At 69.6% G+C, this 15,569-nt stretch carries 10 protein-coding genes; 4 read left to right on the forward strand and 6 right to left on the reverse strand.

The genetic code is table 11. The features are described 5' to 3' along the window. The first annotated feature begins 2 nt into the window (after positions 1 to 2). Complete coding sequence (smc, locus tag ACWEPG_RS12225) at positions 3 to 3,617, forward strand: chromosome segregation protein SMC (protein ID WP_450112244.1); 3,615 nt, start codon at positions 3 to 5, stop codon at positions 3,615 to 3,617. 102 nt (positions 3,618 to 3,719) lie between these two features. Here the strand turns inward: smc and ACWEPG_RS12230 are convergent, their stop codons facing one another. The 6 genes from ACWEPG_RS12230 to ACWEPG_RS12255 are packed head-to-tail and all read right to left on the reverse strand — an operon-like array spanning position 3,720 to position 11,591. After that, the gene (locus tag ACWEPG_RS12230; protein ID WP_450116912.1) at positions 3,720 to 4,499 is read right to left on the reverse strand and encodes an SDR family NAD(P)-dependent oxidoreductase; all 780 of its coding nucleotides are present in this window, start codon (positions 4,497 to 4,499) and stop codon (positions 3,720 to 3,722) included. A 37-nt stretch (positions 4,500 to 4,536) separates the two neighbouring features. Beyond that, positions 4,537 to 6,294: an N-acyl-D-amino-acid deacylase family protein gene (locus ACWEPG_RS12235; protein ID WP_450116911.1), complete on the reverse strand. Its 1,758-nt coding sequence runs from the start codon at positions 6,292 to 6,294 to the stop codon at positions 4,537 to 4,539. A gap of 49 nt (positions 6,295 to 6,343) precedes the next feature. Then, complete coding sequence (locus ACWEPG_RS12240) at positions 6,344 to 8,002, reverse strand: class I adenylate-forming enzyme family protein (protein WP_450116910.1); 1,659 nt, start codon at positions 8,000 to 8,002, stop codon at positions 6,344 to 6,346. A gap of 29 nt (positions 8,003 to 8,031) precedes the next feature. Then, complete coding sequence (locus tag ACWEPG_RS12245; protein WP_450116909.1) at positions 8,032 to 9,072, reverse strand: NAD(P)-dependent alcohol dehydrogenase; 1,041 nt, start codon at positions 9,070 to 9,072, stop codon at positions 8,032 to 8,034. Further along, positions 9,072 to 10,211 (reverse strand): serine hydrolase domain-containing protein, encoded by a 1,140-nt coding sequence (locus tag ACWEPG_RS12250; protein WP_450116908.1) that lies wholly within the window; start codon positions 10,209 to 10,211, stop codon positions 9,072 to 9,074. Before ACWEPG_RS12250 ends, ACWEPG_RS12245 begins: the two co-directional genes overlap by 1 nt. A 12-nt stretch (positions 10,212 to 10,223) precedes the next feature. Then, positions 10,224 to 11,591 carry a flavin-containing monooxygenase gene (locus ACWEPG_RS12255; protein ID WP_450116907.1) on the reverse strand — a complete coding sequence of 456 codons (1,368 nt, stop codon included), beginning with the start codon at positions 11,589 to 11,591 and terminating at the stop codon, positions 10,224 to 10,226. Between the two features lie 198 nt (positions 11,592 to 11,789). Here ACWEPG_RS12255 and ACWEPG_RS12260 point away from each other — a divergent pair, with 198 nt between their 5' ends. From ACWEPG_RS12260 to ACWEPG_RS12270, 3 genes are all read left to right on the forward strand, one after another. Next, positions 11,790 to 12,437, forward strand: coding sequence for a TetR/AcrR family transcriptional regulator (locus ACWEPG_RS12260; RefSeq protein ID WP_450134405.1), 648 nt, complete (start codon positions 11,790 to 11,792; stop codon positions 12,435 to 12,437). 64 nt (positions 12,438 to 12,501) lie between these two features. Further along, positions 12,502 to 14,010 carry a signal recognition particle-docking protein FtsY gene (gene ftsY, locus ACWEPG_RS12265; protein ID WP_450116905.1) on the forward strand — a complete coding sequence of 503 codons (1,509 nt, stop codon included), beginning with the start codon at positions 12,502 to 12,504 and terminating at the stop codon, positions 14,008 to 14,010. A 184-nt stretch (positions 14,011 to 14,194) separates the two neighbouring features. After that, positions 14,195 to 15,568 (forward strand): ammonium transporter, encoded by a 1,374-nt coding sequence (locus ACWEPG_RS12270; RefSeq protein ID WP_450116904.1) that lies wholly within the window; start codon positions 14,195 to 14,197, stop codon positions 15,566 to 15,568. Position 15,569: the final 1 nt, after the last annotated feature.

A 15,569-nucleotide genomic window follows, 5' to 3' on the forward strand; every position in this document is an offset into this window, starting at 1 on the left:
CTGTGCACCTCAAGAGTCTGACGCTGAAAGGATTCAAGTCCTTCGCCTCCGCGACGACTCTGCGGTTCGAACCCGGCATCACCTGTGTCGTCGGCCCCAACGGATCCGGGAAGTCGAACATTCTCGACGCCCTGACCTGGGTGATGGGGGAGCAGGGCGCCAAGGCGTTGCGCGGCGGCAAGATGGAGGACGTCATCTTCGCCGGCACAACCGGCCGGGCAGCGCTCGGCCGCGCCGAGGTGACGTTGACGATCGACAACAGCGACGGCGCGCTGCCGATCGAGTACTCCGAGGTGTCGATCACGCGGCGAATGTTCCGCGACGGTGCCGGTGAGTACGAGATCAACGGCACGTCCTGCCGTCTGATGGACGTGCAGGAACTGCTGTCCGACTCCGGCATCGGCCGGGAGATGCACGTGATCGTCGGGCAGGGCAGGCTCGCGGCGATCCTCGAATCCCGGCCCGAGGATCGGCGGGCGTTCATCGAGGAGGCCGCCGGCGTCCTCAAACACCGCAAACGCAAGGAAAAGGCGGTCCGCAAACTCGACTCGATGCAGGCGAACCTGGCTCGCCTGACCGACCTGACCGCCGAACTGCGGCGCCAGCTCAAACCGCTCGGCAGGCAGGCCGAGGTGGCGCGCCGCGCGCAGACCGTGCAGGCCGACCTCCGCGACGCCCGGTTGCGACTGGCCGCCGACGACCTGGTGACCCGCCGCACCGAGCTGGCCTCCCAGTCGGAGAACGAGGCGGTCGTCCGCGCCCAGCAGGAACACGTGCAGGCCGAACTGGAGGCCGGGTCCGCGGAACTCGGCTCCCACGAGCAGGCTCTCGCCCGGCTGACCCCGGGGGCCGAGGCCGCGGGCCAGACCTGGTTCCAGCTTTCGGCGCTCGCCGAACGTGTCGGAGCCACGGTCCGGATCGCCACCGACCGTGCCCGGCACCTCGACGGCGATCCGGTCGCGCATCGGGGCCAGGACCCGGACCAGATGGAGGCCCAGGCCGATCGGGTCGCCGCCGAGGAACTGGAACTGCAGGAGGCGGTCGAGATCGCGCGGGCGACCCTCGACGCCGCGAAGGAACAGCTCGCCGAGTACGAGGAGGCATCGGCCGCCGCCGAGCGGGCCCACCTGGCCGCGGTCCGTGCCGTGGCCGACCGGCGCGAGGGTCTCGCCCGGCTGTCGGGCCAGGTCGACACCCTGCGCACCCGCGCCGACTCGGTCGACGCCGAGGTGGCCCGGCTGACGCTCGCGATCGACGACGCCCGCGCCCGCGGCGACGCGGCCCAGGCCGAATTCGAATCGGTGCAGGAACGAATCGACGAACTCGACGCCGGTGAGCTGGGCCTGGACTCCCACCACGAACGGTCGGTCACCGCGCTCGAGTCGGCGAGCGCGCGTGTCACCGAACTGCAGGACGCCGAACGTGCCGCAGGTCAGGAGGTTGCCTCGCTGCGGGCCCGGATCGACGCCCTGGCGATCGGCCTGCAGCAGAAGGACGGCGCCGCCTGGCTGCTCGAACACCGGTCCGGTGACGGGCTGGCCGGGCCGCTCGCCGGGCTGTTGCGCATCACTCCCGGGTACGAGGTGGCGATCGCGGCCGCCCTCGGACCGGCCGCCGAGGCCGTCGCCGCCGAGTCCACCGGCGCCGCGCACGCCGCAGTGTCGGCGCTGGAACAGGCCGACGGGGGACGGGCGGCACTGGTGGTCGCCGACACCCCGGTCGCCGGGGCGGCGCCGGCCGGGCTGCCCGCTGGGGCGCGCGCCGCGCTCGAACTGGTCGAGCACCCGGAATCGATGCGGGGCGCGCTCACCGCGCTCCTCGGGTCGGTGGTGGTTGTCGACGACCTCGGGTCGGCGGCAGAAGTCGTCGCGGCCGGGCCGCAGTGGCGTGCCGTCACGCGGACCGGCGACCTGGCGGGGGCCGGCTGGGTGATCGGCGGCTCCGACCGCAGGCCCTCGACGCTCGAGGTGCAGTCCGCGATCGACCAGTCCACGGTCGCGCTGGGCGAGGCCGAGCGTCGGTCCGAGGACCTGACCGCCGCACTGGCGGGCGCGCTGGCCGAACAGGCGGATCGCGCGGAGACCGCGGAAGAGGCGCTCGCCGCGCTGCACGAGTCCGACGCCGCGATGTCCGCGATCTACGAACAGCTCGGCAGGCTCGGGCAGGTGGCCCGCGCCGCACACGCCGAGTCCGATCGGCTCACAGCGCAGCGCACGGCCGCCGAGACCGGGCGCGAGGACGCGATCACTGCGCTGCGGGACCTCGAGGAACGGCTCACCCTCGCGCAGCAGGAGCAGTCCGGGGACGGCACCGAGGTGGGCACGGACAGCGGGGAGCGCGAGGCCGCGGCTGCTGCGCTGGCCGAGGTCCGCGCCGTCGAGGTCGAGTCGCGGCTGGCGCTGCGCACCGCGGAGGAGCGTGCGGAATCGGTGCGCGGCAAGGCCGACGGGCTGCGCCGCGCCGCCCGCGCCGAACGCGAATCGCGGGCACGGGCCGAGCGGGCGATGGCGGCGCGCAAGAACGCCGCCGCGGTCGCCGCCGCGGTCGCCGAGTCCGGCGCGAAGGTCGCCGCCCACCTGGACACCGTCGTCGCGGCGGCCCTCGCACACCGCGACGACCTGACCCGTCAACGCACCGATCGCGCACAGCAGGTCGAGACCGTCAAGGAACGGGTCCGGCAGCTCACCGCGCAGCTGACCGCACTCACCGACGCCGTGCACCGCGACGAGGTGGCCCGCGCCCAGGCCGCGACCCGCATCGAACAGCTCGAGGCCGCGATCTCCGAACAGCACGGCATCGGCCTCGACGACCTGGTCGCGGAGTACGGGCCCGATGTGCCGCTGCCGCCGTCGCCGCTCGAGATCGCCGAGTACGAGCAGGCCCGCGAGCGCGGGGAAGCGGTGGTCGCTCCCGCGCCGATGCCGTACGACCGGGCTAGTCAGGAGCGGCGGGCCAAGCGCGCGGAGAAGGACCTCGCCACGCTCGGCAAGGTCAACCCTCTGGCGCTCGAGGAGTTCGCGGCACTGGAGGAGCGCTACAACTTCCTGTCCACGCAGCTCGAGGACGTGAAGAACGCCCGCAAGGATCTGCTCGGGGTGGTCGCCGACGTCGACGCCCGCATCCTGCAGGTGTTCACCGAGGCCTACGCGGACGTCGAACGCGAGTTCGTGCAGGTGTTCGCGAAGCTGTTCCCCGGTGGCGAGGGCCGACTGGTCCTCACCGACCCGGGCGACATGCTCACCACCGGCATCGAGGTCGAGGCCCGCCCGCCCGGCAAGAAGGTCAAGCGGCTGTCGCTGCTCTCCGGCGGCGAGAAGTCGCTCACCGCGGTCGCGATGCTGGTCGCCATCTTCCGGGCCCGGCCGTCCCCGTTCTACGTGATGGACGAGGTTGAGGCGGCGCTCGACGACACCAACCTGCGCCGGCTGATCGGGCTGTTCGAGCAGCTGAGGGAGAAGTCACAGCTGATCGTGATCACACACCAGAAGCCGACCATGGAGATCGCGGACGCCCTGTACGGCGTCAGCATGCGCGGCGACGGCATCACCCAGGTGATCTCGCAACGCCTGCGTGGACAGAACCTCGCGGCAGCAGAGCCCGTCCCGGACCCGGCCTGACGGGTGAGCCACCCCCCGGAACCACCGAATGTGGGATTCGGTCACTTCAAGTGACCGAATCCCACATTCGGTGAAAAGGGGTCTAGCAGGGGGCGGCCCGGGTCACCCGAGCCGGCGGAGGTCGGGATAGTTGGACAGCTCCCAGCCGCCGTCGACGACCAGGCTCGCGCCGGTGACATAGGTCGCGTCGTCGCTGGCCAGGTAGAGGCACGGCCCGGCGATCTCCTCCGGCGTGGCCGCCCGCGCCACCGGGATGCGTTCGAGGAACATCTCGCGCGCGGGCTCGTACGCCATCACCGGGGCGACCAGCGGCGTGTCGACCAGTCCCGGAAGCACTACGTTCACCCGGATTCCGTCGGGGGCCAGCTCGACCGCTGCCGTCTTGCTGAACATTTCCACGCCGGCCTTGCCCGTCGAGTAGGGGCTGCCCGCCGGCATCGGCACGTGGGCGTTGAGAGATGCGACGTTCACGATCGCGCCGCCGCGACCGCCTGCGCGAATGTGCCTGGCCTCGTGCTTGGTGCACAGGAACACGCCCTTCTGCACGAGGTCGACGGTGAAGTCCCAGTCCGCCTCGTCGAGGTCGACGATCGCACCGACTCGGGAGGCGCCTGCGACGTTGAACGCGAGGTCCACCCGGCCGAACCTCGACGCCGCGGCGGCGAGAGCGGATTCGACCTCCACCTCCACGGTCACATCGGCAGGGGTGGGCAGAAACGCGGTGCCGAAATCCTCCGCCATCCGCTCGAGGCGATCGGTCGCGAGGTCGATGCCCGCCACCGTCGCGCCCTCGGCGAGCAGCCGCGACGCGATCGCCTCGCCGATACCGGATGCTGCCCCGGTGACCACGGCGGTCCGCCCCGAAAATCGTCCACTGCTCACAGAATCGCCTCCCGCTCGGTTGTCACATGGTGTCGGATCATCGGGCGGCGCGCTCTCCGGCACGCAGGAACCGTCCGGTCCGTCGGCTGCCGAGGACGGTCGTCGGTTGTCCGTCCCGGACGACGCATTCGCCGCGGACGAACACCGCGGTCACTGCGTCGTTGTTCCGGTTCACCATCCTGGAGAGACCGTCGTACTCGGGGACCGGGCACTCGGCATAGGCGTCGAGCGAGGCGTCGAGATGCGTCGGGTCGATCACCACCACGTCGGCCCGGTCACCTTCGCGCAGGTGCCCGGCGTCGAGTCCGTACCAGTCGGCGAGCTCGCCTGTGAGCCGGTGCACCGCCTGCTCGACGGACATGAACGGTGTCCCCGCTTGCTCGGCGTCGCGGACGCGACGCAGCAGGCGGAGGCCGAAGTTGTAGAAGGCCATGTTGCGCAGGTGCGCGCCGGCATCGGAGAAGCCCAGCTGGATACCGGGATCAGAGGCGAACTTGTTGAGCACCTCCGGCCGGTGGTTCGAGATTGTGGTTCGCCACCGCACCTTGGTCCCGTACTCGACGACCAGGTCCAGGAAGGCGTCGACGGGATGGACCCCACCCCGGTCGACCCCGACCTGACCGAACGTCTTGCCGATCACCGACGGGTCCGGGCACTCGACGATCTCGGCGTCGAAGAAGTCGCGGTGCCACACCCGCGGTCCGTACTTCTTGTCGTAGTCCTTGCGGAACCGGCGGCGGTAGGACTCGTCGGCGAGCAGCGCGCTGCGCGCCTCCAGTTGGTTGGACAGGTCCAGCGCCGCGGCCCCGGACCCGAACTCCTCGAACACCGGCAGGTCGATACCGTCGGAGTACACCTCGAACGGCACGGGAAGGTGCTGCCACCGGAAGTCGCCCCGCAGCCCGTTGACTGCCCGCGCCATCGCCGGGAAGACCTGTGCGATCCCCGGTATCGCCTTCACGTCGGCGGCCGACAGGAGGCTCACCTTCAACGGGCGGCGGAAGAGCCCCACGCTGCTCAGCGCCAACGCGACCATGGACTGCGGGCGGCCCACGTCCGGGCCGGCCTGCAATGCCCGGCCCCGCCGCCGCAGGATCGAGGTGAGCCTACGACGTTCCTTCCGCGTCGAGTACGTGGACGGCAGCGTGCGGGACCGGCAGGTCTCGCCGTCGAGCTTGTCGAACAGCAGTTCCTGCGAGGACATGCCGATGAACCCGGCGTCGAGCGCTTCCTCGAGCTTGGCCGCCATCGCGTCGAGTTCGGCCGGAGTGGGCTTGACGTCCTTACGGGTCGCCCGGTCCAGGCCCATCTGCGCGGCACGGATGTCCGAATGGCCGATGAAGGAGGCCACGTTCGGGCCCAGCGGCAGCGCCTCGATCGCCTCGACGTACTCGTGCGCCGAGGTCCAGTTCTTGGACTCGGTGAGCGTCTCGACCACGAATTTGCGCGGGATGGCCTCGACGCGGCCGAACAGGTCGCCCGCGTCGGAGGGGCCGGCATGGACGGCCGACAGCGAGCACGACCCCAGGAAGATCGAGGTGACGCCGTGCCGCACCGACTCCGTGAGCCCCGGACTAAGGATGACCTCGACGTCGTAGTGGGTGTGGATGTCGACGATGCCCGGGATGACCCATTTCCCGGCGGCGTCGACCACCTGCGGACAGTCCGCCTCGTCGAGCGCGGCATCCGTGACGGCCGCGACCCGGCCGTCACGGATGCCGAGGTTGCGGGTCTCGGGTCGTGCGCCGGTGCCGTCGAACCACAGGCCGTTCTTGATGATGACGTCGTAGGTCATCGCAGACCACTCCATTCTCGTCGTGTGGTGGTTGCCGACCGGGGCTCCATCAGAGGACCACCTCGGTGCGCATCGTCTTGCCGGTTGCATTGCGGGGCAACGCAGTGGTGGTGATCCGCCAGCGGGCCGGAACCTTGAAGTAGGCCAGTCGTTCGGCCGCGAACTCGCGCAACTCGTCTTCGGTCACCGAGGCTCCGTCGCGGACCACGATCACCGCGGCGACCTCCTGGCCGAGGTCGGGGTGCGCCACCCCGATCACCGCGCACTCGAGGACCTCGGGGTGCTCGTCGAGGCACTGCTCGATCTCCACCGGGTAGATGTTCTCGCCTCCGCGCAGGATCAGGTCGGAGCGCCGTCCGGTCAGGCGGACCATGCCGTTCTCGAGGACGCCGAAGTCGCCGGTCCGCAGCCACCGGTCGGGGGTGATCGAGGCCGCGGTCGCGGTGTCGTCCTCCCAGTAGCCCAGCATCACGTAGGGGCTGCGGACACAGATCTCGCCCTCCACGCCGTCGGGAACCGGGTCGCCGAGCGGGTCCCGCACCTGCACGGTGACGCCGATGATCGGCCGCCCCAGTGTGCCCGGGAACGCCTGCAGGTCCATCGGCGTCGCGACGGACACCGCGGTGCTGCACTCGGTGAGCCCGTAGCTGTCCACCAGGGCGCCCCTGGCGAACGGCAGCTTCTCCCGCAGCCGCTGCTGGAACGCGGGGGAGGACGGCGCGGATGCCAGGGCGAACGCGGTCAGCGACGACAGGTCGTACCTGTCGAGCCCGTCGTGCTCGAGCAGCCGGTTCGCCATGGTGGGGACCGCGCCCCAGTTGCTGACCTTCTCGCGCTCGACCAGTCGCAGTACGCGGTCCACGTCGAACGAGCCCTGGTGGATCACGACGGCCCCGCCGGTGGCCAGTCGCGGGACGACCAGATTGTGCAGGCTGGCGATGTGGAACAGCGGCGAGGTCAGCAGGTACCGCAGGTCGCTCGGGCCGTCGCCGATCGGGGCGCCCGCGAACGCGGCGGCGAGCGCGTCGCTGTACCGGTGGTAGTCGATGACTGCAAGCAGGTTCCGGTGCGAGTGCACCGCACCCTTGGGGCGGCCGCTGGTCCCGCTGGTGTACAGGATCACGGCCGGGTCGTCCTCGGCCACCTCGGCGTGCGGGAGCTCGCCGCCGGCGAATTCCTCGATGAGCCGGGGAATGTCGCGCTCCATGGTCAGGACGGTGATCCGGAGGTCGAGTTCGCGGAGCAGTTCGGCGCGCTTGCTGTCGACGATCACCACGGTGGGCCGGGTGTGCGTGACCCCGTACTCGATCTCGCGTGGAGCCCACCAGGCGTTGAAGCCGACGGCGATCGCGCCGAGGGCCTGGGTGCCCCAGAACGACACAACCCACTCGGGTGTGTTGGCGGCGAGGATGCCGATGCGGTCACCCGGGTCGACGCCGTAGCGCTCGCGCAGCGCTCGCGCCAGCGCGTACGCGGCCCGGCCGTGCTCCGCGTAGCTCATGCGGCGATCCTCGGTGACCAGATAGTCGCGGTCACCGTGGGCGAGCGAGGCAGCGAGGACATCCCCGAGTGCGCGGTCCCGGTTCCTCATCACGGGGATCTCGGTGCCGAGAACATCCTCGGTGCCGAGTTCGAACCGTCCGCCCGGGCCCGTCAGCCCGGCCATCACGGATGCGATGTACGCCTGCGGGTCAACGGGTTTCGTCATTGTCGTTCCTTTCGATCACTGGGTTCACGTCAGGGGATGAGGACGGCACGACCACGAATCGTCCCCGCTTCGAGGCGGTCGAACGCGGTCCGGGCATCGGCGAGGTCGAACCTGTCGACCTCCACGGTCAGCCGGCCCGCCTGCGCCAGTGCGATCGAGTCGACGAGGTCGCTCCTGGTGCCGCCGTACGACTTCCGGACCGACGCGCCCCACGGCCAGCCGGGGCCACCGGACGGTTCGGCCGTCACTCCCGGGACCCCGCCGCCGAGGCCGACCATCCGGTAGGCGCCGTTGGGGGCCACCGACTCGACCGACATCCGTGCGGTGGCGTCGATCCCCACGAAGTCGAACACCGCATCCGCGCCGCGTCCCTCGGTGAGCTCGAGGATCTGACGGGCGGTGTCCGGCCCGGACTCGAGAGTGATGTCGGCGCCGCACCGCTTCGCGAGTTCGAGCTGCGTCGCGCCGACATCGACCGCGACGATCCGGGTGGCGCTCACCGCGCCGAGGATCTGCACGGCGACGTGCCCGAGCCCGCCGACGCCGATCACCACCGCGGTCGACCCGGGGCGCAGGTGGTCCCGGGCCCCACGGATCGCGTGGTAGCTGGTCAGCGCGGCGTCCGCCATCGGTGCCGCCTGCAGGAAGTCCAGGTCGCCGATCGGGACGAACGACCGGGCCGGGATCCGGACGTACTCGGCCATGCCGCCGTCCGGGCCGAGCCCGGGGCATGGCGGCATGGCGGTCCGGCCCGCGGCCAGGCAGACGTTCTCGTTGCCGCTGACGCACTCGCGGCAGACGCCGCACGACCAGCACAGGTAGACGATCCCGCGTTCGCCGGTGTGGCGGCCGTCCACCTCGCTGCCGACCGCTTCGATGGTGCCTGCGATCTCGTGCCCGAGGGTGAGCGGCTCCTCCCGCATCTTCACCGGGAAGTGCAGCAGGTGAAGGTCGGAGTGGCAGATCCCGGCCGCGCCGACCCGGATCAGCAGGTCCGACGGGCCGATCTCCGGAACCGGGACCTCCCGGATCTCGACCACGCCGGGATCGGTCAGTTGTAGTGCGCGCATCACGCCACCGCCTCGAAGGTCGCATTCAGGTAGGCGTCGGCACGGTCGGAACCGATGAGCCCCGGCGCCATCTTGTTCATCGCATACGCGAAGGTGATTCCCCGGTCGACGTCGTTGACGACGAACGACCCACCGACCCCGGCCCACCAGCAGACCTTGCCGTCGGGAACTGCGGGCGCCGTCTGTGCGTGCGGCAGTCCGTAACCGATCCCGAACCGCAGCGGCGTCATGATTCCCAGGTCCAGACCGTTGGACTGCTCCCGGAAGATCGCCTCGACGGTGTCCGGCGACAGCCAGGTCCGGCCGTCGAGGACGCCGCCGCCGGAGACGATCGACTGCAGTCGGGCGATCGATCGAGCGTTGCCGTGACCGTTGACGGCCCCGATCTCGGCCTGGCGCCACTGCGGGTCCGAGGTGCGCTCGTAGTCGAGCAGCGGGCAGGTGAGCGTCTTGACCAGGATGCTGTCCTGGTCGAGGGTCGCCATGTCGAACTCGAGCGCGGGCGGCGGCATCAGCGGCGCGATCCGGCCGAAATGCTCGGGGCCGGTACCGATGTGGAAGTCCGCGTCCAGTGGTCCGGCCAGTTCCTCGGCGAAGAACCGGCCCAGGGTGCGTCCGTCGATTCGCCTGACGACCTCGCCGATCAGGTGCCCGTAGTTGAGCGCGTGATAGCCGGACGCGGTGCCCGGCTCCCACCACGGGGCCTGCGCGGCCAGTCGGGCGGCGGCGGACTCGTGGTCGTAGACGTCCTCGAGTTCGATCGGCCGTTCCCAGCCGGACACACCGGAGGTGTGCGAGAGCAGGTGCCGGATCTCGATGTCCGCCTTGCCGTTCGCTCCGAACTCGGGCCAGTAGTGCGCGACCTTCTCGTTCAGGTCGAGAACGCCGCGGTCCACGAGCAGCAGCGCGCTGAGCGCGGTCATCGTCTTGGTGATCGAGAAGACGTTGACGATGGTGTCCCGCTGCCAGGCGGCTGTGCGGTCGATGTCGGTGTGACCGCCCCAGATGTCGACGACGGGTTCGCCGTCGACGGTCACGCAGATGGACGCCCCGAGCTCCTCGCCGGAGGCGAGCTGCAGCTCGAGTGCCTCGCGAACCGGCTCGAAGCCCTCCGCGCAGAGTCCCTGTGTCAGTGTCATCGAATCTCCTTATCAGGCGTTCTGCAGCGCGCGAGCGGGAACGGGCAACACGTTGCCGGCGGCCCGGGCGCGTTTGCCGCCGTCGGCGATTTCCTTCTTCAGGTTTCGCACGTAGGGGTCGAACTCGCACTGGATGGTGTGTCGCGGGGATTCGTAGTAGGGGCCGAGGTAGTACTTTTCGTCGGCGGAGAGGACGGACTGCATCTCGCTGGGCGACGGGGGCAGGTACTTGCCGGCGAGGTAGGCGGCGACGAGCTTGCTCTGCTGCTCGGCGAAGTTCACCAGGGTCGGCATCGGCTGCGCGAGGCCCATGAAGAACAGATTGTCGATGCCGGGCTTCATCATCCGCTTGAACAGCGGGAAGCGGTTCTCGCTGTCGGGCAACAGGTTCGGATCGGTGAAGAACGGGAAGCTGATGTGGTAGCCGGTCGCGCAGACGATCACGTCGACGTCCTCGGTGCTCCCGTCGGCGAAACGCACCTGCTTGCCCTCCAGCGCGGTGATGGCCGGCTTGAACGCGATGTCGCCCGAGCCCGCCTTGCCGAGGAACTCGCCGCTGGCGGACGGGTGCGCCTCGAAGGGCTGGTGGTCGGGCTTAGGCAGGCCGTAGCCCTCCATGGGGCCGAGGTTCTTGTTCAGGAAGCGTCGCTTGAGAGCGAGGCCGACGGGGCGGGGAATCCACGCGGGCATCGTCATCTTGTCGCCGGCCGTGCCCTTGAGGTACTTGGGCAGCACCCAGACGCCACGGCGCGCCGAGACCGTCAGTTTCTTGGCGAGGAACCGCTGGGAGAGTTCGGACGCGATGTCGAGGCCGGAGTTGCCCATCCCGACCACCACGACGTTCTTGCCGCGCATGTCGATCGGGTCGAACGGGTCGTTGTACTCGTGGCTGTGGATCAGCGTGCCGTCGAACTCGCCGGGGTAGTCCGGGGTCCGCGGATCCCAGTGGTGCCCGTTGCACACGATCAGCGCGTCGTAGGTGCGCGTCTCGCCGGTGGACAACGTGACGGTCCACAACCCGTCGTCTCCCCGTTCGGCGTGCTCGACGGAGGTGTTGAACGTGATCGTGTCCCGCAGGTCGAAGTGGGCGACGTAGTCCTTGAAGTACTGGAACAGCAGCGAATGGTGCGGGAAGTCGGGCCACTCGGCGGGGACCGGAAAGTCCTCGAACGCGAGCCGCCATTTGGAGGTGTCGATGTGCAGGCTCTGGTAGCAGGCCGACATTCCGTTGGGATTCTTGTAGTACCAGTTGCCGCCGACCTCGTCGGAGGCCTCGAAGCAGTCGTAGGGGATGCCGAAGTCCTTGAGCCGTTTCGCGGTCGTGATTCCGGACGGTCCTGCGCCGATGATGCAGACGCGAGGTAGCGGGGTGCTCTTCATGACGATGTTTCTCTCTGCGCGGGGTGGGCAGGCGCGGGATCGACGGTCGCGCCACCACCGTCGGAGGATGCTCGGTGAAGCCCAATCGGTGTGACATGCGCCATAGAACAGGTTTACTGACGGTGTGTCAAGTGACTAACGAAACGCACTGTGAATGTCGTTGCGTCGATTGAGTAGGTGCGGGGTAGTGTCAGCGTCATGGCGGACGTGGCGAGCAAGTCGACCGGTGCAGGGAAGGCGAGAAGGGGAACCCTGCGCGACGAGCAGAAGCGGGCAACCCGAGCGAGACTGCTCGACGCCGCGCGGTCGCACTTCGGCGCCCGGGGGTACGCGGCGGTCACCGTCGACGACATCGCCGCGGAGGTGGGTTGCAGCAGGGCGACCTTCTACCTGCACTTCCCGGGCAAGGTGGACGTCCTGCGCGCACTCAGCGAAGAGGGCACGGTGCCGAGCACACTGGCGATCTACCAGGATCTCGACCGCGTCCTCGACACCGGATCGCGCGAGGAGTTCACCGGCTGGATCACCCGGGCCATCGAGTGGTTCCGGGAGTACCGGGAGATGCTTCGGGCATGGGACGAGGCGACGGTGCTCGAACCCGAGTTCGCGGCGATCGCGAGGGACGGAATGCTGGCCCTGCCCAATGCAATGACGAACTACCTGGCGCGATGGCCCGAGTCGAGCCGTGACGAGGCGCGCCTGCGGGTCGAACTCCTGTCGACCCAGTTGGAGCGGTTCTTCACCCGCTGGGCGATGCAGGGGACGATCGACGTCTCGGCCGAGCGGGCCGCCGAGGTGCTCACCGACATCTGGTTCCCGGCCCTCTCGGCGCCCACTGCCGACTGACCGTTCCCGCTCGCCCGCCTCACCGCGGTTCACCACCGCCGTCCCGGCCTGAGAGTATGGGTCGGTGACTACCGGAGCTTGGATCGCCATCGCGGCCGTACTGGCCGTCCTCATCGTTGCACTCGTCGTCGGTACGGTGCTGTACCGCCGGCGGCAGGTCAGCCTGACGCCGAAGTCCGAACAGCCCGAGGCGCTCGGCGAAGCGAAGGACCGCTCCGGCGGGTACAAGTCGGCCGGCGGGTTCAATTTCAGCGAGGGCTCCACGGCAACTGCGCCCCCGAAGCCGCAGCCGGTCCCGGTCGAGCCCAAGATCGTCGAGAAGCCGCTGGTCGAAAAGCCCGCCGAGGCTCCCGTGGCCGAGCCGGAGGTTGCCGAGGAGCCGGTCGCCGAGCCGGAGGTCGCCGAGCCGGAGGTTGCCGAGCCGGAGGTTGCCGAGGTGTCGGTTGCCGAGCCGGAGGTTGCCGAGGAGCCGGTCGCCGAGCCGGAGGTTGCCGAGCCCGAGGTAGTCGAGAAGGTTGCCGAGCCGGAGGTCGCCGAGCCGCCGGTGGAGGCCCCGGCTGCTCCCGAGGTCGTCGCGCCCGAGCCCGAGGTCGCGCCGACGATCACCGCCCCCGCGCCGGAAGCTCCCGCGGCGCCCGCGATCGAGGAGATCGCGCCGACCGAGGGCCGTCTCGGCCGTCTGCGCGGCCGGCTGTCCCGCTCCCAGAATGCTGTCGGCAAGTCGCTGCTCGGCCTGCTCGGCGGCGGTGACCTCGACGAGGACTCCTGGGAGGAGATCGAGGACACGCTGATCATCGCGGACCTGGGCAGTGCGGTCACCGAGGAGGTCGTCGGCAAGCTGCGCGCGGAGATCGCGTCCGGCACGGTCAAGACGGAGGCTCAGGCCCGGGCGATGCTGCGCAAGGTTCTCGTCGACGCGCTGCACCCGGAGATGGACCGCTCCATCCGGGCGCTGCCGCACGACGCCACGCCCGGCGTGCTTCTGGTGGTCGGCGTCAACGGCACCGGCAAGACGACCAGCACGGGCAAGCTCGCCCGGGTGCTCGTCGCAGACGGACGCCGGGTGCTGCTCGGCGCCGCGGACACCTTCCGTGCCGCCGCCGCGGACCAGCTGCAGACGTGGGCGGAGCGGGTCGGTGCCGAGGTGGTCCGCGGCAAGGAGGGCGCCGATCCGGCCGCCATCGCCTTCGACTCGGTCACCAAGGGCATCGAGACCGGCGTCGACGTCGTCATCGTCGACACCGCGGGTCGCCTGCACACCAAGACCGGCCTGATGGACGAGCTCGGCAAGGTCAAGCGGGTCGTCGAGAAGCGGGCCAAGGTCGACGAGGTGCTGCTGGTCCTCGACTCCACGATCGGTCAGAACGGCCTGGTCCAGGCCCGGGTGTTCGCGGAGGTCGTCGACATCACCGGTGTGGTGCTCACCAAGCTGGACGGCACGGCCAAGGGCGGAATCGTCTTCCAGGTGCAGCACGAACTGGGCGTCCCGGTGAAGCTGGTCGGCCTCGGTGAGGGCGCCGACGACCTCGCCCCGTTCGAACCGGAGGCGTTCGTCGACGCGCTCCTCGGCTGACCGCCGCCCGTCCCGGACTCTGTTGTCGGCGGATTTCACGACGAAACCTGAAAGCAACAGAGTTCCGGGATGCGTTCACTTGCTCGAAACACCGGAGCGTCACAGCCGAAACACCAGGTGAGCAGTCTTCTCCTTAAGTCGAAAAGCCGCGAGCACGCGGGGCGACAGAAGGAGGAGGCACAAGGTGGAATTCCCGACTATCGGAGCGCCGGACGCCGGTGACACCGCGTGGATGCTGATGAGCGCCGCGCTGGTGTTGTTGATGACGCCGGGTCTCGCGTTCTTCTACGGCGGCATGGTTCGCGCGAAGAACGTCCTGAACATGATCATGATGAGCATCGGCGCGATGGGCGTCGTCGGTGTGCTCTGGGCCCTGTACGGCTACTCGATGGCCTTCGGTGACGACAAAGGCGGCCTGATCGGCGATCCGACCCAGTTCTTCGGACTCAAGGGTCTGTTCGGTGGCTCCTACCTCGCCGATGCCGAGACCGGCGCCGCCGCCGCGATCCCGCTCGTGGGCACCATTCCCGCGACGGTGTTCGTCGCCTTCCAGGCGATGTTCGCGATCATCACCGTCGCGCTGATCTCCGGCGCCGTCGCCGATCGCCTGCGGTTCGGTCCGTGGCTGCTGTTCGCCGGCCTGTGGGCGACGATCGTGTACTTCCCGGTCGCACACTGGGTGTTCTCCTTCGACGGTGTGACCGCCGAGACCGGTGGCTGGATCGCGAACAAGCTCAAGGCGATCGACTTCGCCGGTGGCACCGCGGTGCACATCAACGCCGGTATCGCCGGCCTGGTCCTGGCGCTGGTCCTCGGCAAGCGCCGCGGATGGCCGACCACCCCGTTCCGTCCTCACAACCTGCCGTTCGTCATGCTCGGTGCCGCCCTGCTGTGGTTCGGCTGGTTCGGTTTCAACGCCGGGTCCGCGGTGGGCTCGAACGGGATCGCCGGTGCCGCCTTCGTCACCACGCTCGTCGCGACCGCTGCCGCGATGCTGGCCTGGCTGCTCGTCGAGCGGATCCGTGACGGCCACGCGACCACCCTCGGTGGCGCGTCGGGCATCGTCGCCGGCCTCGTCGCGATCACCCCGTCCTGCTCCTCGGTCAACGTGCTCGGTGCCCTTGCCATCGGTGTCGTCGCCGGCGTGCTGTGTGCCCTCGCCGTCGGACTGAAGTACCGCTTCGGCTTCGACGACTCGCTCGATGTCGTCGGTGTGCACCTGGTCGGCGGCATCGTCGGCACCCTGATGGTCGGTTTCGTCGCCACGGCGGAGGCCCCGGCCGCGGTCGACGGCCTGTTCTACGGTGGTGGCTTCGACCAGCTGTGGCGTCAGGCGGTCGGTGCGGGCGCGGTCCTGCTGTACTCGCTCGTCGCCACGACCATCGTCGCGCTCATCGTGAAGTACACGATCGGTCTCCGGGCGAGTGACGAGGCCGAGGCCCGTGGTCTGGACGATACTGAGCACGCCGAAAATGCGTACGACTTCGTCGCTCTTGGTGGAGTCTCAGCAGGTTCGGCAATCTCGGCACCGGTGCGCACGTCCGTCAGGGAGGCATGAA

The organism is Rhodococcus sp. NPDC004095, from assembly GCF_053604015.1.